The following is a 19,884-nucleotide window of genomic DNA, read 5'->3' on the forward strand; positions in this document are numbered from 1 at the left end:
TTATTGGTGGGTTTTTTTGTTATTTTCTTACCCCCGGCCCCCCCCCCATTTTTTGTTTGTTTATAATAATCCACCCCGGGCGCCGGGGGGGGGGGGGCGGCCCCCCCCCCCCCCCCCCCACGTCCACACCGGGCGGCAAGTACGATGTCACCGCTACAGTGCGAGGGAAGGCGCGAGTTACCAGTGGACGCGGTACGCGCCGTAGCGCTGATCCGCAAACAACCTGCGCACGATCTTCTTAATCATCCTTTCCCTCCTCTCTGAGGCAGAGTTTCCACCCCCTCTGAGGCACAGTTTTCACTTCCCCTCACCCCCGCCGATTAATCGGAAAATAGGCCTAATGAGTGACAGCGGATCCGCTGACCCTTCTCCAGCCCTCTACCAGGGGCTTCACTTGCCCGTCATGCCCACCGGCCTTCCGGGCGCGGCAAGTTGGAGCTCACAGTCGATGGGTGGATGAACCGAAGCTCGGGAGTTGTCGCCAGCGGAACCTGGTGAACGGGCATAGTCGAAGCAGCCTGGTTGTCACACAGCACTCCCCCCTCGCCTCTGGCGCCCTCGCCCCCGCAACTCCCCCTTCACCACCTTCCCGCTCGCGTTCCGCGGCAGTTCCGCGACGAACTCCACCTCCCTCGGGACCTTGTAGTTCGCCATCTCGCGGCGGGACCAGGCGATGAGGTCGTCGCCGGTCACCAGGGCCCCCGGCCTGCGGACCACATAGGCCTTGCCGACCTCGCCCAGCCGGGCGTCCGGGATGCCGATGACCGCCGCGTCCGCCACGTCCGGGTGCAGGGCGAGCAGTTGCTCTATCTCGGCCGGGTACGCGTTGAAGCCGCCGACGATGAACATGTCCTTGATGCGGTCCGTGATGCGCAGGTTGCCCGCCTCGTCCAGGACGCCCACGTCACCCGTGCGGAGCCAGCCGTCCGGGGTCAGGACCTCCGAGGTGGCGCTCGCGTCCTCGTAGTAGCCCCGCATGACATTGAAGCCCCGGACCAGGATCTCCCCCGGGACGCCCGGGGGCAGGGGCTCGCCCTCCGGGTTCGCCACCCTCACCTCCGTGCCGGCAATCGCCCTTCCCGACGTCGTCGCGATCAGTGACGGGTCGTCCCCGCGACGGCACATCGTCACCAAGCCGCTCGCCTCCGACAGTCCGTACGCCGTCAGGACCGTCTCGACGCCGAGTTCCCCGCGCAGGCGCTCCACGAGGCGGAGCGGGATCACCGCCGCTCCCGTCACCACCAGGCGGAGTGCCGAGAGGTCGTGGGCATCCCGGGAGGGGTGGTCCAGGAGGGACTGGTGGAGCGTCGGCGGGCCCGGCAGGACCGACACCCGCTCCGCGGCGATGTTCGCCAGCGCGGTGGTCACGTTGAACACCGGCTGCGGGATCATCGTCGCGCCCCGCATCAGACAGGCCAGCACCCCGGCCTTGTAGCCGAACGTGTGGAAGAAGGGGTTGACGATGAGGTAGCGGTCGTTCCGGCGCAGGCCCGCCAGGTCGCTCCAGATCTCGTACGCCCGGAGCGTCTGGGCGTGGCTGATCACGGCGCCCTTGGGGCGGCCCGTGGTGCCGGAGGTGAAGATGATGTCCGACGGGGCCTCGCCGGTCACGGACGATGCCCGACGCCGCACCCCGGCCTCCCCCACGCCCTCCCCGTCGGCCAGGAAGTCCTTCCAGGTGCGGAAGTCGGCCGGGGCGTCGTCGGCCAGGACCACCACCTGCTCCAGACGGGGGAGGCGAGGGAGGGGGCCGCTTCCGGGGCCCTGGCCCGCCGCCCTGCGCAGCGAGGCCACATAGGACGTGCCGAGGAACGTGCCGGTCACGAACAGCAGTTTCGCCCGGGCACGCTCCAGGACGTACGCGGCCTCGGTGCCCTTGAAGCGCGTGTTGAGGGGGACCAGGACCGCGCCCGCCGAGACCGCGCCCAGCGCGGAGACGATCCAGTCCAGGGTGTTGGGGGCCCAGATCGCCACGCGGTCGCCGAGGGCGACGCCGTTCGCGATGCACGCCGCCGCGGCTCGTTCCACACGGGCGCCGAGTTCGGCGTACGAGATCCGGTTCCGGCTCTCCACCACCGCTTCCGCATCGCCGTAGCGGCGGGCGGCGCTGCGGACGAGTCCCGGAATACTGCCCCACTCCACGTCGCCGCGCACGGCGTCCTCCCCACGGCACGCATAGCTGACTACCCGTCAGATTAGCTGTAATCTGACGGACTGTCAGCCGCCGTCGTTCACGGAGGTGCGCCCATGGCAGGGCTCAAGGACGCGACCGCCATCGCCGGTATCGGGCAGACCGCCTTCGCCCGGCGCCTCGCGGAGCCGGAGAAGGCGCTGGCGTGCCGGGCGATTCTCGCCGCCCTCGACGACGCCGGGATCGCGCCCGGCGAGGTCGACGCGCTCGCCTCGTACACCATGGAGGAGACCGACGAGGTGGAGGTGGCGAAGGCCCTCGGGCTCGGTGACCTCACCTTCTTCAGCAAGGTCGGGTACGGCGGCGGCGGTTCCTGCGGCACCGTCGCGCACCTCGCCGCCGCCGTCGCCACCGGGCAGGCGACCGTCGGCGTGGCCTGGCGGTCCCGCAAGCGCGGCAGCGGACCCCGGCCCTGGCGGAACACGGCTGTCCAACTGCCCACGCCCGCCCAGTGGACCCGGCCCTTCGGGCTGCTGCGGCCGGCCGACGAGATCGGGATGCTGGCCCGGCGGTACATGCACGAGTACGGGGCGAGCAGGGACCACTTCTTCAACGTCGCCCTCGCCTGCCGGAACAGGGCCAACCAGAATCCCGCCGCGATCATGTACGAGCGCCCGCTGACAAGGGAGATGTATATGACCTCGCGCTGGATCAGTGAGCCGCTGTGCCTCTTCGACAACTGTCTGGAGACCGACGGCGCGCTGGCCTGTGTCGTCGTCTCCGCCGCCCGCGCCCGTGACTGCCGGCATCGGCCCGTCTACGTCCATGCCGCCGCCCAGGGCCTCCCCGCCCAGCACCACGGCATGGTCAACTACTGGAACGACGACCCGCTCACCGGTCCGGCGTGGACGGCCGCCCGGCATCTGTGGAAGCACGCCGATCTCACCCCGGACGACGTGGATGTCGCGCAGATCTACGACGCGTTCACCGCCCTCATACCGCTCTCCCTTGAGGGCTACGGCTTCTGCGCCAGGGGGGAGGGCGCGGCCTTCACCGAGGGGGGCGCACTGGAGGTCGGCGGGCGGCTGCCCGTCAACACCGGGGGCGGCGGGCTGTCCGAGGCGTACGTGCACGGGTTCAATCTGATCAACGAAGGCGTGAAGCAGCTGCGCGGGACCAGTACCGCGCAGGTCCCGGGCGCCGCCGCCTGCCTGGTCACCGCGGGGGAGGGCGTGCCGACCTCCGCCCTGCTGCTGAGGAGCTGAAGCCATGGCCGACACCCTGCTGTCCCCCGTGCCCGACGAGGACGGCGCGCCCTTCTGGGAGTACGCCGGCCGGGGCGAGCTGCGCGTCCAGGCCTGCGCCGACTGCGGTGAGCTCCGCTTCCCTCCGCGCCCCTGCTGCCCGCACTGCCGGTCGTTCGCGAGCGAGTGGCGACGGATGAGCGGCACGGGACGGATCTGGTCGTATGTCGTCCCGCATCCGCCGCTGCTCCCGGCCTACGCGGCGCAGGCGCCGTACAACGTGATCGTGGTGGAGCTGACGGAGGCGCCGCGCATCCGGCTCGTCGGGAATCTGGTCACCGCTCCCGACGCACCGCTGGACTCGATGCCGCCCGACCGGATCCGGATCGGCACCAAGGTGCAGGTCGTCTTCGGCGCGGACGGGCTGCCGCGGTGGGTTCCGGAGCGGCCGTGAGCGGGGGGCTGCGGATCGCCGCCGACCGGGCCACGGGCGTCGCCGTCGTCACGCTCGACCGGCCGGAGAGGCTCAACGCCGTCGATCTGGCGATGGCCCACGAACTGGGCGCGTGCTGGCGGCGGTTGCGGTTCGAGGAGTCGGTACGGGCTGTTGTGCTCACCGGGGCGGGTGAGCGGGCCTTCTGCACGGGGATCGACCGGGACACGCGGGTGCCGCAGCCTTCCTCGCCCTTCATGCTGGACGATCCCCTGCTCGGGATCGGCCCGAAGGCGAACGGCCTGTGGAAGCCGGTGATCGCCGCCGTGCGGGGCATCGCCTGCGGAGGGGCGTTCTATCTGCTGGGCGAGAGCGAGTTCGTCGTGGCGGACACCACCGCGACCTTCTTCGACCCGCACACGAGCTACGGGATGGTCAGCGCATTCGAGTCCGTCCTGATGGCGCACCGGATGCCCTACGGGGAGGCGGCGCGCATGGCCCTGATGGGCACCGCCGAGCGGATCTCGGCACGACGGGCCTACGAGATCGGGCTGGTCTCCGAACTCACCGAGCCCGGCGGTGCGGTGGAGGCGGCGGTGCGCTGTGCCGAGGTCATCGCCTCCCACCCGCCGGAGGGGGTCCAGGGCACCGTGCGGGCGCTGTGGGCGGCGCAGGAGACGGCGCGGGCCGCGGCCTTCGCGCAGGCACCGGCGCTGATCGCGCTCGGGAATCTGCCGCCCGAGCGGCAGACGAAGCTGTTCGCGGCGCGGCGGACGGGGGGCCACCGGGTGAGATGAGCGGCCTCGCGCGGTCGCCGCCGGTGACCGCCGCCGTCAGGTGCACCGGCCCCTTCCGACGGGCCCGTACGGCGGTGGTCACCCTCAGGCCGTCCGTGCCGTGCCCGTCCCCTTCTCGGCGTCCAGCGCGTACACACAGCGGTCCTTGCTGCACGCGTACACCACGCCGTCCTTGACCACGGGCGCACCGGTGATCTCCCCGCCCGTGGCCAGCTTCCAGCGCAGGCGCCCGTCGTCGGCCTTCAGCGTGTAGAGCAGGTGGTCCGTGGAACCGAAGTGGATACGGCCCTCCGAAACCGCCGGGGTGCCCACGATGTCGCCGCCCGCCTGGAAGCGCCACTTCGGGGTGCCCGTGACCGCGTCCAGGGTGTACAGGCCCTTGCCGCTGCCCACATGGACGTGTCCCGCGGCGACCAGCACCGGGTCGATCGCGGCCCGGGCCTCCGTCGCGATGCGCCAGCGGTCGCGGCCGTCCGCCGCGTCCAGGGCGTACACCGTGCCCAGGTAGTCCGCGAGGTAGATGCCGCCGCCGGCGACGGCCGGGCCGGGCACGAAGGCCGGCGGGCACAGGAACACCGCGGGCGCCTCGAAGTGCCAGCGCACCATGCCGGTCGCCACCTCGATCGCCAGCACCCGGGTGCCGGCCGAGACGTAGACGCAGCCGTCCGACGCGTGCGTCAGGCGCACCGGCACCCCGCCGCAGGACGCCGCGTCCCCGATCGGGTAGGACCAGCGTTCCTCACCCGTACGCGCCTGGAGAGCCCGGAGCCGGGCGTCCTGCCAGACGTAGACCGTGCCGTCATGGATCAGCGGCCCCGCCTCCGGTGCCTCGAAGTCGGTCTGGGCGCCGCTGGTCTCCCACAGCTTCTGCCCGTTCGACGCCTCCCACGCCTGTACACCGCCGCCTCGGGTCCCGGTGACGACCGTGCCCCGTTCTGCCCTGAGCGCGTACACCCAGCCGTCCAGGGACAGCCGCCACAGGTCCGTGCCCTCGCGGGCGTCCAGGGCGAAGAGCGTGGGGCCGTCCGAGGCGTGGACCCGGCCGTCGGCGACCGCCGTCGACCAGGCGACATCGCGGGTCTTGAAGCGGCGGCGGCCCGTGGCCACGTCCAGGGCGTGGACTTCGAAGGAGGTCACGTACACGAGGTCGTCGGCGACCGTCGGCGTGCCCCAGAGGTCGTTCGACATGCGGAAGCGCCACGGGCGCCAGCCGGAGGCCGTCTCCGGGGGCGGGGGCGCGATCGCGGGGACGGCTCCCGCCGCCCCGTTGACGCCGCCGGCCGGCCGGGACCAGGACGCGGCGAGGCCCGCCTCGGGGGGAGGTGCCTTCACGGCGGCCGCCCGCGCGTCGGCGACTCTCGGCCCGGGGCCGATCGGCACCGACGCGCCCGCGAGCCGCACCGGTCCGGCGTCGGGTACGCCGACCGGCACCGGCACCGGGTCGTGCGACGGAGGGGGCGGCAGCGCGGGCCGTCCCCCTCCGGCGCTGCGGCCGGCGGGGAGAGACGGCTTGGCCGGCGGGCGTCCGCCGCGGCGGGCCTCGATCAGGCTGACCGCCTTCTCGGGCAGCCACGCCGAGGCCGTACCGCTGTCGTCGGAGCCCGAGCCGAAGAGGTGGGGCGCGAGCTGGGCCTGGAGGTCGGCCGGGTTGGGGCGGGCGGTGGCCTCCATCTGCATGCAGGACTCGATGAGCGGGCGCAGCTCGTCCGGCAGACCGGACAGGTCCGGGCCCTCGCGCAGCAGCATGAAGACGGTCTCGACGGGGTTGGCGCCGTGGAAGGGGGGATGTCCGGTGGCCGCGAAGACGAGCATCGAGCCGAGCGAGAAGACATCGCTCGCGCCGGTCACACTGCGCGAGTCCTTCGCCTGTTCGGGGGACATATAGGCGGGCGTGCCGACGGCGACGTTCGTCATCGTCAGACGTGTGTTCGATACGCCGGAGGCGATACCGAAGTCGATCACCCGGGGGCCGTCCTCGACCACGAGGACGTTCGACGGTTTGAGGTCGCGGTGGACCAGGCCCGCCCCGTGGATGGACTGCAGCGCCTCGGCCACGCCCGCGGCCAGCCAGCGCACCGCCTGGGCCGGCAGCGGCCCGCACTCGGTCACTATCTCCTCGAGGGAGGGCGCGGGCACATACGCGGTGGCGAGCCATGGCACGGCCGCGCGCGGGTCGGCGTCGACCACGGCCGCCGTGTAGAAGCCGGAGACCGCCCGGGCGGCCTCGACCTCACGGGTGAAGCGCACCCGGAACAACTGGTCCTCGGCCAGCTCGGTGCGCACCGTCTTGATCGCCACGCGCCGGCCCGACGCCGAGCGCGCGAGATAGACCAGCCCCATGCCGCCGGCACCCAGCCGTCCCAGCACCTCGAACGGCCCGATACGCCGCGGATCGTGCTGCGTCAGCTGATCCACCACTTGCCTGCCACCTCCCCGTACGGGTCGCGTCATCCGCCTCGTGCACGCGACCCCGTGCAGCGTCTCACCACCGCACCGCCGTGGCGGCACGCACCCTGATTCTTCCTGTCCGGGCCACCGGTTGCGAACCCGGGGGCGGATCGGGGTGTCTCAGGACAAAACCATGCCTGGCGCCTCCGGGAAAGCGGGCGCCCGCATGGTGGAACGCCCGACGCGCCCCGGAAGTGCCGCCCCCGGGGCGTGCCGCTACGCCTCCGCTACCTCTGGAGCAGCGCGAAGGACGCCCCCTGATTGTCCGTGACGACCGCCACCCGTCCGTACGAGGCCTCGAACGGCGGTACCTGTACCCGACCCCCCAGCCGGCCCACCGTCTCGATGGCGGCCCGGGCGTTCTCGACGCAGAAGTGGACGAGGAAGTGGGGCGGCATCTCGGCGGGGAAGACGTCCTCGATCGGGGCGCGCCCGAAGTCGGGAACGGCACCCGGACCGAACAGGGCGTCATGGAAGAGGCTCGCGTAGAAGGCGTCCGCGGCGGCGGTGTCCCGCGTGTAGAGCTGGGACCAGGTGAAGCAGCCGGGCTCGTGCCGCTTGCCGAAGCCCGCGTGCGTCCCGGCCTGCCACAGACCGAACACGGCGCCCTCGGGGTCCGAGGTCAGCGCCATGACACCGAGGTGGCCCACGGGGGTGGGCGGGACGATCACCTGACCGCCGGCCGCCCGGATCCGCCCGGCGAGCGCGGCGGTGTCGGGCGTCGCGAAGTACACCGTCCAGACGGTGGGCATCCGGCCGTCCCACTTGCGGACCAGCGCGGCCACCGGCGCGCCGTCCAGGCACGCCCACACGGAGGAGCCGTACGCCTCCCGGAAGGTCCACCCGAAGAGCCCACCGTAGAACCGCTTGCCCGCCTCCAGGTCCGGCAGCTGGACGTCGATCCAGCAGGGAACACCCTCGGGGAAGGCCGGACCGGCCGGACCGTCCTGGTCCGGGCCGCCCGCGGACGGGGCGCTCCGGGAGGCGGCGTCTTCCGCGGAAGACGCGGCGGCGTCCGCGGAAGACGCGTCGTCCCCCGAGGACGGGGACGGCGGAGGCGACGGCGGAGGCGACGGCGGATTTTCGGCCATGCCGCCAAGTTAAAAGGGATTCCCGTGGGGCGCGCGCGTACGTACTCCCTTCTCACCAGCCACAGCAGCACTCGTCCACCCCTCCACTCCCCATTTGCACTCGGCCGAATCGCGCTCCCATCACCCCTCGGTAAGCTGACGGCATGACAGGACAAGTGCGTACCGTCGACGGCCGTGTGGCCGGTCGGCGTGGGCAGGCGACCCGGCAGAAGCTGCTCGACTGCCTCAGCGAGATGCTCAGCTCATCGCCCTACCGGGACGTCAAAGTCATCGATGTCGCCCGGAAGGCCGGGACCTCCCCCGCCACCTTCTACCAGTACTTCCCGGACGTCGAGGGCGCCGTCCTGGAGATCGCCGAGCAAATGGCCACGGAGGGCGCCGGGTTGACCCGGCTGCTCGAAGGCCGCTCGTGGGTGGGCAAGGCGGGCTGGCAGACCGCGCAGGAACTCGTGGACGGATTCCTCGAGTTCTGGCGCAAGCACGATGCGATCCTGCGGGTCGTCGACCTGGGCGCGGCCGAGGGCGACAAGCGCTTCTACAAGATCCGCATGAAGATCCTCAACTCCGTGACCAACTCCCTCGCGGACTCGATCGCCGAACTCCAGTCCAAGGGCAGGGTCGACAAGGAGGTGAACCCGGCGGCCGTGGCCGGCGCGCTCGTGGCGATGCTCGCGTCCGTCGCCTCCCACCAGAAGGGCTTCACTTCCTGGGGCGTCAAGCAGGCCGAACTGAGGCCGAACCTGGCGCTGTTGGTGTACCTGGGCGTGACCGAGAAGAAGCCGACGAGGTAGCCCGGCATCACACCTTCACCCCTGACCAGGCCGGCTGATCCCGGTTCCGGCACACGTTCTGTCATAAGGGCGGTGGTCCACTCCGGTGGGCCACCGCCCTCTGCTCATGCCCGCGTCATGGGCAACGGGCGGTCCTCCACCACGTGTTTCATCACCAGGGTGGACGTCAGCCGCTGCACACCCGGCAGGGTGGCCAGCCGCTCGTCGTACAGCCGCTGGAAGGCGGCGAGGTCCGCGGTCGCGATCCGCAGCAGATAGTCGGGCTCGCCGAACAGCCGCTGCGCCTCAAGGACGTGCTCCACCTCGCTCAGGGCCCGCTCGAACCCTGCGACGGTGTCCCGGTCCTCCTGATGCATCGAGACGAAGACCAGTGCCTCGAAGTTCAGCCCGACGGCGGCCGGGTCCACCACCGCCCGGTAACCGCGGATCGCGCCGGTGCGCTCCAGCTCGCGCAGCCGACGGTGGCACGGCGACACACTCAGCCGCACCCGCGCGGCCAGCTCGGTCACGGTCAGCCGCCCGTCCTGCTGCAGCTCGGCAAGGATTTTCTGGTCTACGGAATCCATGAGGGAAATCCTCCCCCAGCGGGCCGGATCGTGGGAAAATTTCGGGAACACTTTTGGATGCTTCGCGCCTAATGTCACCACCACGAACACGGGAGCGATGATGTCCTTCCTCGCCGTGGACCTGCTGCTGGTGTGCGTGCCGGGCGCCGACTGGGCGTACGCGATCGCGGCGGGTCTGCGCGGGCGGTCGGTGGTGCCGGCGGTAGGGGGCCTGGTGGCCGGGTACGCGGTGCACACGGCACTGGCGACGGCGGGGCTCGCGGTCCTGGTGGCGGGGTCGCCGGGACTGCTGACGGCGCTGACGGTGGCCGGAGCCGGGTATCTGGTGTGGCTCGGGTGGGAGGTGCTGCGCCGGCCGGCCACTCCGGGCGCCGCCGCCGGGGAGGCCGCCGACGCGAGCGCGGCCAGGGTCTTCCTGCGGGGCGCCGGCATCAGCGGCCTCAACCCCAAGGGCCTGCTGCTCTATCTCTCGGTGCTGCCGCAGTTCCTGGCCACCCGGGGAGCGCGGCTGCCGGTGGCGGTGCAGACCGGGGTGCTCGGTCTCGCGCACATGGCCTGCTGCGCGGCCGTCTACCTCGCCGTCGGGGTCCTGGCCCGGAGGGTCCTGGCCGCCCGGCCCGCCGCGGCGCGCGCGGTCACCCGGACGAGCGGGGCCGCGATGCTGGGGATCGGGGCGTTCCTGCTGGTGGAGCGGCTGGCGACGCTCTGAGCCCACGGGGCCGCCGACCGCGTGATCAGCGCCGTACGAGCCGGAAGAGCCGGATCTCGCGTTCCACCCGGGCCTGGTAGGTCGCGTACGGCGGCCAGAAGGCGAGCACCGCCCGCCAGGCCGCCTCCCGCTCCTCGCCCGCCAGCAGATGGGCCGTGACCGGGATGTCCTCCCCCTTCCAGCTGATCTCGGCGTCGGGGTGGACGAGCAGGTTCGCCGTCCAGGCGGGGTGGCCGGACCGCCCGAAGTTGGAACCCACGAGGATCCAGCTACCGCCCTCCTCCGGCATGCACGCCAGGGGTGTACGGCGTTCCAGGCCGCTCGTCGCGCCGGTGCAGACGAGGATCACGCCCGGCAGCATCCGCGCGCTGGGCAGGACCCTGCCCCGGGTCAGCCGGTGCACCGCACGGTCCAGCGCGGGCAGGACGTGCGGCGCGACCTTCGCGAAGGCCCGCGCGGAGGACACCTTCTGCACGATCCGCACCCCCCTGGCCGTCACACCGCCACCTCCGTCTCCGTGAAGAGCCGTGCCGTGCCGGCCGCGTGCGCCCGCAGCCGGTGGGCGGGGCCGAACAGCAGGTCGTCCCCGGCCGCCCGCTTGAAGTACAGATGCGCCTCGTGTTCCCAGGTGAACCCCATGCCGCCGTGCAACTGGATCCCCTCGCCCGCGGCGGTGCGCAGCGCCTGAAGCGCCTGGGCGAGGGCGAGCCCGCCGACCGGCTCCCCGTGCCGGGTGGCCCAGGCCGCGTAGTACGCCGCCGAACGCGCCGTCTGCACCTGTACATACACATCGGCCAGCCGGTGCTGTACGGCCTGGAAGGAACCGATCGCCCGGCCGAACTGCTCCCGCCGCTTGACGTACTCGACGGTCCGCTCAAGGACCCGGTCGGCGGCCCCGACGGCCTCGCAGGCCACAACGGCGGCGGCGCGGTCCCCGACGGCGGCGAGCGCCCCGGGCACATCGGCGCCGTCCTCCCCCAGCAATTCGGCCTCGACGTCGCACAGTTGGACGCGCGCGCGGGGACGGGTCGCGTCGAGGGAGGTCTGCCGCGTCCGCACCCCGCCCTCCCGCACCAGGAACAGCAGGGTCCGGGACCGGGTGAACCCGCCGGTGTGCGCGGCGACGACCAGGAGCCCGGCGCTGTGTCCGTCGAGCACCTGCGCGGCCTCCCCGTACAGCCGCCAGACACCGTCCGCCCGCCGGGCCTGGATCCCGCCGGCGCGTCCGCCGCCCGCCCATTCGCCCCGGTTGTCGCCGACGAGGCCGAGGGCGGTGGCGAGGGCCGTCCCGGGCACGGCGAGGGCGGCGGTCAGCTCCCCGGAGGCGATAGGGGGCAGCAGGCCGGCGCGCTGGGCGTCGGTGCCGAGGGCGTCCACCAGAGGCCCGGCGAGGACCGCCGTGGACAGCAGCGGGGAGGGGGCGAGGCAGCGTCCCGTCTCCTCGCAGGCGAGGGCGAGTTCCGTGGTGGTGCAGCCGGTCCCGCCGTAGGCCTCGGGGAGCGCGAGCCCGGCCAGGCCGAGCTGCCCGGCGAGGGCGTCCCACAGGGTGGGGTCGTACCCGGCGTCGGTGTCGGCGGCGGCCCGGACGTCCCGCGGCCCACAGCGCCCCGCGAGCACCTTGCGCACCGTACGGCGGATCTCGTCCTGTTCGGCGGTGAAGCGGGTGTCCATGGGTGGCGCCCCCTCTGTCTGACGATCCGTCATATTACGGCGCCGGCCCGCGTCTGCACAGGGCCGCCGACGCACAGTCTGATGTACCGTCAGATCATGAGTGCCCTGACCGCTCGACGGACGGCCGCGATAGCCGGGGTGTCCCTGTCCGACTGCGGCCGGCTCGACGAGGCGACGCCGTACGCCCTGCACGCCCAGGCCGCCCGCCGCGCCCTGGCGGACTCCGGGCTGGACCGCTCGGTGATCGACGGCTTCGCCTCCGCGGGCCTCGGCGCCCTGGCTCCGGCGGAGGTCGCCGAGTACCTGGGGCTGCGGCCGACCTGGGTCGACTCCACCTCCGTCGGCGGCGCCACCTGGGAGGTCATGGCGGCGCACGCGGCGGACGCGATCGCGGCGGGCCACGCACGGGCGGTGCTCCTGGTCTACGGCTCGACGGCCCGCGCGGACGTGAGAGCGGGCCGCCGCACCGGCACCCTGTCCTTCGGCACGCGCGGACCCCTCCAGTTCGAGGCCCCGTACGGCCACACCCTCATCGCCAAGTACGCGATGGCCGCCCGCCGCCATATGCACCGGTACGGCACCACGCTCGAACAGCTCGCCGAGGTGGCGGTGCAGGCACGGGCGAACGCGGCCGCGAACCCGGAGGCGATGTTCCGCGCTCCGATCACCGTCGACGAGGTGCTGTCCGGCCCGGTGATCGCGGACCCCTTCACCAGGCTGCACTGCTGCATACGGTCCGACGGCGGGGCGGCGGTGCTGCTGGTGGCCGGGGAACTGGTACGGGACTGCCGTACGGCACCGGTGTGGGTGCTCGGGACCGGGGAGCACGTGTCCCACGCGACGATGTCCGAATGGCCCGACTTCACCGTGTCCCCGGCGGCGGTCAGCGGCCCTCTCGCCTTCCGGCGGGCGGGCGTGCGCCCGGAGGAGATCGACTTCGCGGAGATCTACGACGCCTTCACCTATATGACGCTGGTGACGCTGGAGGACCTCGGGTTCTGCGGGAAGGGCGAGGGCGGGGCTTTCGTGGAAGGGGGGCGGCTCCTGGTGCGCGGCGGCCGGCTCCCGGTGAACACGGACGGGGGCGGCCTCTCGGCCCAGCACCCCGGTATGCGGGGGCTGTTCCTGCTGGTGGAGGCGGTACGGCAGTTGCGGGGAGAGGCCGGTGAGCGTCAAGTTCGGGCACGCGACGGCGCGTTGCCCCGGCTGGCCGTCGCGTCCGGTACGGGGGGCTGGTTCTGCTCGTCGGGGACGATGGTGCTGGGGCGGTGACCCCGCGTGCCGAGCCCGCGTGCCGAGCCCGCGAGGGCGGGCCCGGTCCCGTGGAGCCGGTGGCCGGGCGGTACCGCGGGGCCGGGCGGGGTGGATCGGGTGGGTCAGGCGCCCAGGGCGTGGACCATGTTCACGATGGCCGTCATCTGCGGGGCGCTCTTGACGGCGTAGTCGGAGCCGGTGTAGCCGAACCAGTCCCAGCAGCCCTGGGGGTTGACGGGCCAGACGCTGGAGACGGCCTGCGGGTAGAGGACGACGAGGTTGTCGGTGTCGGCGTACGTGTCGAGGTTGCCCTTCTCGGCGAAGGCGGTGCCGAGCAGTTGCTGAGCGGACAGGCAGCCGTGCAGGGCCACCACCAGCTTGCAGGGGGCGCCCTGGGCGCAGGCGGGCGGGACGTAGAGCTGCCCGGTGGTGTCCATGGACAGGGCACGGGCGGAGCCGCCGGGGGCGTAGGCGTTCTGGTCGAAGTACGTGAGGGTGCCCTTGGGGGCGCCGGTGTTGCGCGGGCTGACGCCGCCCAGCCAGGTGGTGAGCATCTCGCGCTGGGGGTCGTCGTGGCAGTTGTTGAGGAACGGCGGCAAAGTGAGCGCGCAGGGGACGACACCGTCGGGCGTGGGCCAGGAGTGCCCGGCCGGATCCCAGTCGTGGTAGGTCACGTCGGCGCCGAAGTGCTCGTAGAAGTCGACGCCTGCCCGGGAGACCAGCGGGTTGACGACCGGGTCCAGGTAGCCGTGGTAGGTGTAGACCGGCTTGCCCGCCAGGTGGGAGACGGGGTCGATACGGCCCTCGGCCGCCCAGTCGTCGGCCTGGCGCTCCAGAGCGCCGACGCCGAGTCCCAGGTCGCAGGTGACGAACTTGATCACGTTGCCCTGGCCGCAGTCGTACGGCCCGGCGGCGACGATTCCGGCGCCGTCGAAGGTACCGGAGTAGGCGACCTGGAGCTGGGTGGCCATGAAGCCGCCGGAGGAGACTCCGGTGACGTAGGTGCCGGTGATGTTCAGATCCGGCAGGGGCGGGGTGGCGGCCTGGGCCGGTGCGGCCAGGCCGACGGCGGCCAGCACGGCCGTGGCGCCGAGGGCGGCGACGGCCTGGGCGGCTCTGCGCGGGGAGCGGAACCTCATTGTGCACACTCCGTTGGGTGGGGAGGGCGGGTGCCGCCCGGGCGGGCGGACCCGGGCAGGGGGCGGCGACGGCCGGACCCGTGGGCCTGCGGACGGTGCGGGAGGGGAGGCCGTGCCCGCGGCGCGGTTCAGTCGGACCGCTCGGCGGCGTCGTCGGACAGGGTGATCGCGCGGCGGAGGATCTTGCCGGTCGGGCCCTTCGGCAGGGCGGCGGCGATCCGGACGATCCGGGGGTACTTGTACGGGGCGACCTGGGCGCGGGCGAAGTCGCGCAGTTCGTCCGGCGTGGCGGTGGCGCCGGGCTTGAGGGCCACCACCGCGGCGATCTCCTCGCCGTGGGTGGGGTGCGGGACGCCGACGACGGCGGCCTCGGCCACCGCGGGGTGCCGGTAGAGGACCTCCTCGATCTCGCGGGGGTAGACGTTGAAGCCGCCGCGGATGATCAGTTCCTTCTTGCGGTCCACGACCCGGAGGAGTCCGTCCGGGTCGCGGACGCCGATGTCGCCCGTGCGCAGCCAGCCGTTCACGATGGCCTCGGCGGTGGCCTCCGGGCGCCGCCGGTATCCCTTCATGATGTTGTGTCCGCGGATCGCGATCTCGCCGGGCTCCCCGTCCGGGAGCGGCCGGCCCCGGTCGTCCTGGATCCGCATCCGGACCCCCTCGATCGGCGTGCCGATGGTGCCGGGGCGGCGAGGGCCCTCGGGATGGTTGAACGAGGCCACCGGGGAGGTCTCCGAGAGGCCGTAGCCCTCCAGCACCGTGCACCCGAACGCCGCTTCGAAGCCGTGCAGGACCTCGACGGGCAGGGCGGCACCACCGGAGACGCACAGCCGCAGCGAGGAGGTGTCGGTGGTGCGGGCGGCGGGATGGGCGAGCAGGGCGGCGTACATGGTCGGTACACCGAGGAAGACGGACACACGGTCCCGCTCGAGCATCGCCGGCACCTCACCGGGGTCGAACCGGGGCAGCAGGGCCAGGCAGGCACCCGCCGCCACCGCGCACATGAGGCCGACGACCTGGCCGAAGGAGTGGAACAGGGGCAGACCGCCGAAGACCACGTCGTCCTCCGAGAGCCGCAGGAGGGTGCGGGCGCTGACCTCGGTATTGCGGACGAGGTTGCGGTGGGTGAGTTCGGCGCCCTTGGGGTTGCCGGTGGTGCCCGAGGTGTACTGGATGACGGCGGTGTCCCGGGCGGCCCGGTCGGCCGGCTCGGGCACGGGCGCGTAGGCCGCCGGCAGATCGGACAGGCTCTCGCGGGCCACCGCCAGGCAGGGGGTTCCGCAGGCCTCGGCCGCCGCCTGCCCCTCGGCGGCGTACTCCTCCCAGGCCAGCAGCAGTGCCGCGCCGGAGTCGGTGAGGTAGTGGTGGATCTCGCGGGCCTTCAGCAGCGGGTTGACCGGCACCACCACCGCACCGGCGCGCAGGATCCCGAAGTAGAGGACGGCGAAGGCCGGAACGTTCGGCGCCATCAGCCCGACCCGGTCGCCGGGGCGAACACCGTGGGCGCGCAGGGCGGCGACCATCCGCGCCGAGGACTCCGCCGGCGCGCCGTAGCCCAGGGATTCGGCCCCCAGCCGCAGGGCGGTCCGCTCGGGAGCCCGCTTCGCCTGTGCTGTCAGCAGTGTCGCCAGGTTCTCGGGCGCTGCGGGGTTCGGGACGGGGCTGCTCACGGGAGGGCTCCCTCGGAGGATCGCGGGCGGCCGCCGCGACGGGCAGCACATCCAAGCGGCCAACCAATCGATTGGTTGTGTCCGGGTCGTTGCGAGCTACCATCCGGCTTCTGCGCTACGGTGTCAACCAATCGATCGGTTGGAACCTCCGCGAGCCCCAGGAGCAGCCATGGACCTTCCCACATGGGAGCCCCGCCGGGTCGTCGCCATGGCAGCGGACCTGCCCGACGGCGTCACACCGCCCGGCACCCGCGGCCGCATCCTGGAGGCCGGGCTCGAACTGTTCGCCGAGTCCGGCTTCGCCGGCGCCTCGATCCGGCAGATCGCGGGCATGGTCGGCATCAACTCCGCGACGCTGTACGCGCACTACCCCTCCAAGGGGCATGTGCTGGCGGAGCTGGTGCGCATCGGCCACGAGGAGATGTGGACCCGGCTGTCCGAGGCCGCCGCGCGCACCCGGGACGACGGCGCCGCCCGGCGGCTGGCCGCCCTGGTCCGCGCCCATGTGCTGGTCCACACCGACTATCCGCTGCTGGCGGTCGTCACCAACGGCGAACTGCACGCCCTGGACCCCGAACTGGCCGCGCCCTCGCTCCGGCTGCGGGACGAATGCCGCCGCCTGCTCGCCGAGGTCCTCGAACACGGCGTGAAAAACGGTGAGTTCAACGTGGACGACCCCCTGCTGGCGGTCACCGCGATCGGCGGCCTCGGCGTCCAGGTCGCCCACTGGTTCGGCCCGGCCCTCGACCGGACCCGCGAGCAAGTCGCCGATCAGTACGCGCGGTTCGCCCTGCGGATCGTCAACGCCGACCAGTGAGCGCACGGGCTTCGTACGCGCCGGGCCGGAGGGCGGAGCCTCTGCGTCCCCCCATGCGCGCGAAGCCGCCTCCGCCTCCCGTGCGGAGGGGTTCCCCCTCGCCTGCGAAGGCGCCTTCCCCGCCCGTGCGGAGGGGCTTCCCCCTCGCCTGCGAAGGCGCCTCCCCCGCCCCTCGAAGGCACCTTCCCCTTCCCTGCGGAGCGCTTCCCCGCCCCGCGCGCAGGAGACTTCCCCAACCCCGCCCTGTGAAGGAGCGCCCATGCGACCGGTCCTCGTCGGCTCCCACGGCTCCGTGCGCGGCACCCTCGGCCCCACGGGCATCGCCTGCTTCCGGAACATCCCCTATGCCGCCCCGCCCACCGGGCCGCTGCGCTTCGCACCACCCCGGCCGCCGCTCCCGTGGGACGGAATCCGTGATGCCGATGCCTACGGTCCCACCGCCCCCAAGGCTCCTTACCCCGCGCCGATGGACCGCCTCATCCCCGAGGTGGACATCCCCGGCGAAGACTTCCTCAACCTCAACATCTGGACCCCCGACACGGCCGGGCGCCTGCCCGTGATGGTGTGGATCCACGGCGGCGCCTTCAGCAACGGCTCCGGTTCCGTCCCCGGCTACGACGGCACCGCGTTCGCCCGTGACGGCGTCGTTCTGGTCACCCTCAACTATCGCCTCGGCGCCCAGGGCTTCCTCCACCTCGGCCCCCACGACACCGCACCGGCCAACCTCGGCCTGCTGGACCAGATCGCCGCCCTGGAATGGGTCCGGGACCACATCGCCGCCTTCGGCGGCGACCCCCAGCGCGTCACCGTCTTCGGCCAGTCGGCGGGCGCCATGAGCATCGGCGCGCTGCTCGCCATGCCCGCGGCCAAGGGGCTGTTCCAGCGCGCCGTACTCCAGAGCGGCGCCGCCCATCACACCCTCTCCGCCGGCTCCGCCGCCCTCGTCGCCACCCGTCTGGCCTCGATCCTGGGAGTCCCGCCCACGCGGCCGGGCCTCGCCGGCGCTCCCCTCGCAGGGCTGCTGGCCGCACAGCAGCAGATGCGCGCCGAGATCTCCGCGCACCCCGACCCGGCCCTGTGGGGCGAGGCGGCCCTCAACCTGATGCCCTTCGAACCGGTGGTCGACCAGGACACCCTGCCCCTCCCGCCCACCGAGGCGATCGCCCAGGGGGCCGCGGCGGGCGTCGATGTCCTGGTGGGCTGCACCCGCGAGGAGTTCCGCCTGTTCACGGTGCCCACCGGGCTGGATCGCCGGGTTACCGACGACCACGTGGAGCGCGTCGCCACCGCGTACGGTCTGCCGCCCGGCCGTGGCGTGCTCGCCTACCGCGCGGCCTTCCCGGAGGCGACGCCGGGCGAACTCCTCGCGGAGATCGCGACCGACTGGTTCTACCGGCTGCCCGCCCTGCGCCTGGCCGAGGCCCGGGCACGCCACGGTGCCCGCGCGTTCGTCTACGAACTCGCCTGGCCCTCCCCGGCGTTCGACGGCGCGCTCGGCGCCTGCCACACCGCCGACGTCCCCTTCGTCTTCGACAACCTGGCCGACCCGGGCTTCGCACCCCTGCTCGGCGACGCCCGGCCGCAGCGCCTCGCCGACAGCATGCACGCCGCGTGGGTCTCCTTCGCCGCCACGGGCGATCCGGGCTGGCCCGCCTACCGTGAACCGGACCGCACGGTCCGCCACTTCGGTACGTCACCGGGGCTCGCCCACGACCCCCGCCGCGACCTGCGGACCCTGTGGGAGGGACTGCGCTGACGCCCCTGCCCGTCGCTGCCGGACCCGAAGGCGATACTCGGGGCATGGCAACGGATCTTCACGAGCTGCTCAGATCCCTGCGGGTCTGGGATGTCGAGCTGCCCTCCTTCGACCCGGCGACGGCGCCCGCGGATCCGCTGGCGCTGTTCACGCGGTGGTTCGCGGAGGCGGTGACGGCGGGGCAGACCGAGCCGCACACGATGTCGCTGGCGACGGCGGACGCCGACGGCACGCCCGATGTCCGCATCGTGATGCTGCATGGTGCGGACGCACAAGGGTGGGCGTTCGCGTCGCACGCGGACAGCCGCAAGGGCCGGCAGCTCGCGGTGCGGCCGTATGCCGCCCTGGGCTTCTACTGGCCCGTCCAGGGCCGCCAGGTCCGGGTGCGCGGGCCGGTCACGGCCGCGCCCGCGGTGGAGGGCCAGGCGGATCTGCACGCCCGCTCGACCGGCGCGCTGGCCGCGGCGCTCACAGGCCGCCAGAGCCACGTGCTCGGATCGGCGGAGGAGTTGGCACGGGCGTCGCGGGAGGCGTGGGAGCGGGCGCGGCGTGAGCCGGACGCCCCTGTGCCGTCCTGGACGCTCTACCGGCTCAGCCCCCAGGAGGTGGAGTTCTTCCAGGGGGACGCGGAACGCCGGCATGTACGGCTGGTCTACCGCCGGGAGGGCGAGGGGTGGGCCAGGCAGCTGCTGTGGCCCTGACGGCGCGCGATTGCGCGCCGACCCCCTCCGCACGACTGCGCGCCGAGCCCCTCCGCACGACTGCGCGCCGGTGAGTGGCGCCGGAGGCGCAGTTCCCGGGTGACGCAACCGCCCGGCCGCCGGGCGGGGTTCAGGCCGTCATGGCCGGCTTGAGGACCTCCTCGCAGGCCGCGTGCCACGCGCACTCATGGCCCCGTCGGGGGCGGGGGTGACAGCTCTCGGCGGAGCGACGGCCCTCAGGGGACCGACAGCTCTCAGGGGAGCGACAGCTCTAGAGGCGCAAGGGGGCGGGGGCGGGGGCGGGGTGCCGCGGCGGGCGGAAGCGCCTAGTGAGCCGGTCCGGAGATCCTGTCGCAGTAGCGGCAGATGCGGTCGATGATCTGGTCTGCGGTCTTGGTCCACTTGAAGGGGCGGGCCTGTTCGTTCCAGGTCTTGATCCAGTCTTCGAGCGCGGTCTTCAACTCGTCGAGTGAGCAGAAGACGCCGCGTTCGAGGCAGCGCCGCTCCAGTTCCGCGAACCACCGCTCGACCTGGTTGATCCACGACGAGTACGTGGGTGTGAAGTGCAGCCGGAACCGCGGGTGCGCCAGCAGCCACTTGTGCACCACCGGCGCCTTGTGGGCGGAGAGGTTGTCGCAGATCACGTGGACCGCCAGGCCGGAATCG

At 72.8% G+C, this 19,884-nt stretch carries 18 protein-coding genes; 9 read left to right on the forward strand and 9 right to left on the reverse strand.

Going from position 1 to position 19,884, the window contains the following annotated elements; translation table 11 throughout:
* Positions 1–525: 525 nt before the first annotated feature.
* On the reverse strand, positions 526–2,154 hold the full coding sequence (locus ACIP94_RS18345) for a FadD3 family acyl-CoA ligase (RefSeq protein WP_402426199.1): 1,629 nt from the start codon (positions 2,152–2,154) through the stop codon (positions 526–528).
* A gap of 93 nt (positions 2,155–2,247) precedes the next feature.
* Between ACIP94_RS18345 and ACIP94_RS18350 the strand changes: the two genes are divergently transcribed.
* Genes ACIP94_RS18350 through ACIP94_RS18360 form a run of 3 tightly spaced genes read left to right on the forward strand, consistent with a single transcriptional unit; the run spans position 2,248 to position 4,605 of the window.
* On the forward strand, positions 2,248–3,396 hold the full coding sequence (locus ACIP94_RS18350) for a lipid-transfer protein (RefSeq protein ID WP_402426201.1): 1,149 nt from the start codon (positions 2,248–2,250) through the stop codon (positions 3,394–3,396).
* Positions 3,397–3,412: 16 nt separating this feature from the next.
* On the forward strand, positions 3,413–3,829 hold the full coding sequence (locus tag ACIP94_RS18355) for a Zn-ribbon domain-containing OB-fold protein (RefSeq protein ID WP_402426267.1): 417 nt from the start codon (positions 3,413–3,415) through the stop codon (positions 3,827–3,829).
* A complete protein-coding gene (locus tag ACIP94_RS18360) occupies positions 3,826–4,605 on the forward strand; it encodes an enoyl-CoA hydratase/isomerase family protein (RefSeq protein ID WP_402426203.1) in 780 nt (259 codons plus the stop codon). Before ACIP94_RS18355 ends, ACIP94_RS18360 begins: the two co-directional genes overlap by 4 nt.
* 84 nt (positions 4,606–4,689) lie before the next feature.
* Here ACIP94_RS18360 and ACIP94_RS18365 read toward each other — a convergent pair whose 3' ends face one another.
* Together ACIP94_RS18365 and ACIP94_RS18370 are read right to left on the reverse strand one after the other, a co-directional pair.
* On the reverse strand, positions 4,690–7,023 hold the full coding sequence (locus ACIP94_RS18365; protein ID WP_402426205.1) for a PQQ-binding-like beta-propeller repeat protein: 2,334 nt from the start codon (positions 7,021–7,023) through the stop codon (positions 4,690–4,692).
* Positions 7,024–7,280: 257 nt separating this feature from the next.
* Positions 7,281–8,144 (reverse strand): VOC family protein, encoded by an 864-nt coding sequence (locus ACIP94_RS18370; RefSeq protein WP_402426207.1) that lies wholly within the window; start codon positions 8,142–8,144, stop codon positions 7,281–7,283.
* 143 nt (positions 8,145–8,287) lie between these two features.
* On the opposite strand from ACIP94_RS18370, the gene ACIP94_RS18375 reads away from it, so the two are divergent.
* Complete coding sequence (locus ACIP94_RS18375) at positions 8,288–8,935, forward strand: TetR family transcriptional regulator (RefSeq protein WP_402426209.1); 648 nt, start codon at positions 8,288–8,290, stop codon at positions 8,933–8,935.
* A gap of 104 nt (positions 8,936–9,039) precedes the next feature.
* Here ACIP94_RS18375 and ACIP94_RS18380 read toward each other — a convergent pair whose 3' ends face one another.
* Complete coding sequence (locus tag ACIP94_RS18380) at positions 9,040–9,501, reverse strand: Lrp/AsnC family transcriptional regulator (RefSeq protein ID WP_402426211.1); 462 nt, start codon at positions 9,499–9,501, stop codon at positions 9,040–9,042.
* A 97-nt stretch (positions 9,502–9,598) separates the two neighbouring features.
* Here ACIP94_RS18380 and ACIP94_RS18385 point away from each other — a divergent pair, with 97 nt between their 5' ends.
* Positions 9,599–10,210, forward strand: coding sequence for a LysE family translocator (locus ACIP94_RS18385; protein ID WP_402426213.1), 612 nt, complete (start codon positions 9,599–9,601; stop codon positions 10,208–10,210).
* A 25-nt stretch (positions 10,211–10,235) separates the two neighbouring features.
* Here the strand turns inward: ACIP94_RS18385 and ACIP94_RS18390 are convergent, their stop codons facing one another.
* The gene (locus ACIP94_RS18390) at positions 10,236–10,709 is read right to left on the reverse strand and encodes a nitroreductase/quinone reductase family protein (protein ID WP_402426215.1); all 474 of its coding nucleotides are present in this window, start codon (positions 10,707–10,709) and stop codon (positions 10,236–10,238) included.
* Complete coding sequence (locus ACIP94_RS18395) at positions 10,706–11,881, reverse strand: acyl-CoA dehydrogenase family protein (RefSeq protein WP_402426217.1); 1,176 nt, start codon at positions 11,879–11,881, stop codon at positions 10,706–10,708. The genes ACIP94_RS18390 and ACIP94_RS18395 overlap by 4 nt, the downstream gene beginning before the upstream one ends.
* 96 nt (positions 11,882–11,977) lie before the next feature.
* Between ACIP94_RS18395 and ACIP94_RS18400 the strand changes: the two genes are divergently transcribed.
* Positions 11,978–13,153 carry a thiolase C-terminal domain-containing protein gene (locus tag ACIP94_RS18400; protein ID WP_402426219.1) on the forward strand — a complete coding sequence of 392 codons (1,176 nt, stop codon included), beginning with the start codon at positions 11,978–11,980 and terminating at the stop codon, positions 13,151–13,153.
* A gap of 104 nt (positions 13,154–13,257) precedes the next feature.
* Here the strand turns inward: ACIP94_RS18400 and ACIP94_RS18405 are convergent, their stop codons facing one another.
* Both ACIP94_RS18405 and ACIP94_RS18410 read right to left on the reverse strand, forming a co-directional pair.
* Positions 13,258–14,274 carry a hypothetical protein gene (locus ACIP94_RS18405; protein ID WP_402426221.1) on the reverse strand — a complete coding sequence of 339 codons (1,017 nt, stop codon included), beginning with the start codon at positions 14,272–14,274 and terminating at the stop codon, positions 13,258–13,260.
* Positions 14,275–14,402: 128 nt separating this feature from the next.
* Complete coding sequence (locus ACIP94_RS18410) at positions 14,403–15,944, reverse strand: long-chain fatty acid--CoA ligase (RefSeq protein WP_402426223.1); 1,542 nt, start codon at positions 15,942–15,944, stop codon at positions 14,403–14,405.
* A 169-nt stretch (positions 15,945–16,113) separates the two neighbouring features.
* Between ACIP94_RS18410 and ACIP94_RS18415 the strand changes: the two genes are divergently transcribed.
* The 3 genes from ACIP94_RS18415 to ACIP94_RS18425 all read left to right on the forward strand — a co-directional run bounded on the left by ACIP94_RS18415 (position 16,114) and on the right by ACIP94_RS18425 (position 19,218).
* On the forward strand, positions 16,114–16,761 hold the full coding sequence (locus ACIP94_RS18415; RefSeq protein WP_402426225.1) for a TetR family transcriptional regulator: 648 nt from the start codon (positions 16,114–16,116) through the stop codon (positions 16,759–16,761).
* Positions 16,762–17,020: 259 nt separating this feature from the next.
* The gene (locus tag ACIP94_RS18420) at positions 17,021–18,517 is read left to right on the forward strand and encodes a carboxylesterase/lipase family protein (RefSeq protein WP_402426227.1); all 1,497 of its coding nucleotides are present in this window, start codon (positions 17,021–17,023) and stop codon (positions 18,515–18,517) included.
* A 44-nt stretch (positions 18,518–18,561) separates the two neighbouring features.
* The gene (locus ACIP94_RS18425; RefSeq protein WP_402426229.1) at positions 18,562–19,218 is read left to right on the forward strand and encodes a pyridoxal 5'-phosphate synthase; all 657 of its coding nucleotides are present in this window, start codon (positions 18,562–18,564) and stop codon (positions 19,216–19,218) included.
* A 326-nt stretch (positions 19,219–19,544) separates the two neighbouring features.
* Here the strand turns inward: ACIP94_RS18425 and ACIP94_RS18430 are convergent.
* On the reverse strand, positions 19,545–19,884 hold a 340-nt coding region (locus ACIP94_RS18430; RefSeq protein WP_402426231.1), incomplete at its 5' end, for a transposase.

Origin of the sequence: Streptomyces sp. NPDC093261 (genome assembly GCF_044753645.1) — a bacterium.
In the GTDB taxonomy this organism is placed as follows: Bacteria; Actinomycetota; Actinomycetes; order Streptomycetales; family Streptomycetaceae; genus Streptomyces.

Coding starts and splice junctions, on each gene's coding strand:
- ACIP94_RS18375 (WP_402426209.1), top strand. CDS start 8,288: ATGACAGGACAAGTGCGTACCGTCGACGGCCGTGTGGCCGGTCGGCGT.
- ACIP94_RS18405 (WP_402426221.1), bottom strand. CDS start 14,274: ATGAGGTTCCGCTCCCCGCGCAGAGCCGCCCAGGCCGTCGCCGCCCTC.
- ACIP94_RS18380 (WP_402426211.1), bottom strand. CDS start 9,501: ATGGATTCCGTAGACCAGAAAATCCTTGCCGAGCTGCAGCAGGACGGG.
- ACIP94_RS18400 (WP_402426219.1), top strand. CDS start 11,978: ATGAGTGCCCTGACCGCTCGACGGACGGCCGCGATAGCCGGGGTGTCC.
- ACIP94_RS18415 (WP_402426225.1), top strand. CDS start 16,114: ATGGACCTTCCCACATGGGAGCCCCGCCGGGTCGTCGCCATGGCAGCG.
- ACIP94_RS18385 (WP_402426213.1), top strand. CDS start 9,599: ATGATGTCCTTCCTCGCCGTGGACCTGCTGCTGGTGTGCGTGCCGGGC.
- ACIP94_RS18425 (WP_402426229.1), top strand. CDS start 18,562: ATGGCAACGGATCTTCACGAGCTGCTCAGATCCCTGCGGGTCTGGGAT.
- ACIP94_RS18370 (WP_402426207.1), bottom strand. CDS start 8,144: ATGGCCGAAAATCCGCCGTCGCCTCCGCCGTCGCCTCCGCCGTCCCCG.
- ACIP94_RS18350 (WP_402426201.1), top strand. CDS start 2,248: ATGGCAGGGCTCAAGGACGCGACCGCCATCGCCGGTATCGGGCAGACC.
- ACIP94_RS18395 (WP_402426217.1), bottom strand. CDS start 11,881: ATGGACACCCGCTTCACCGCCGAACAGGACGAGATCCGCCGTACGGTG.
- ACIP94_RS18420 (WP_402426227.1), top strand. CDS start 17,021: ATGCGACCGGTCCTCGTCGGCTCCCACGGCTCCGTGCGCGGCACCCTC.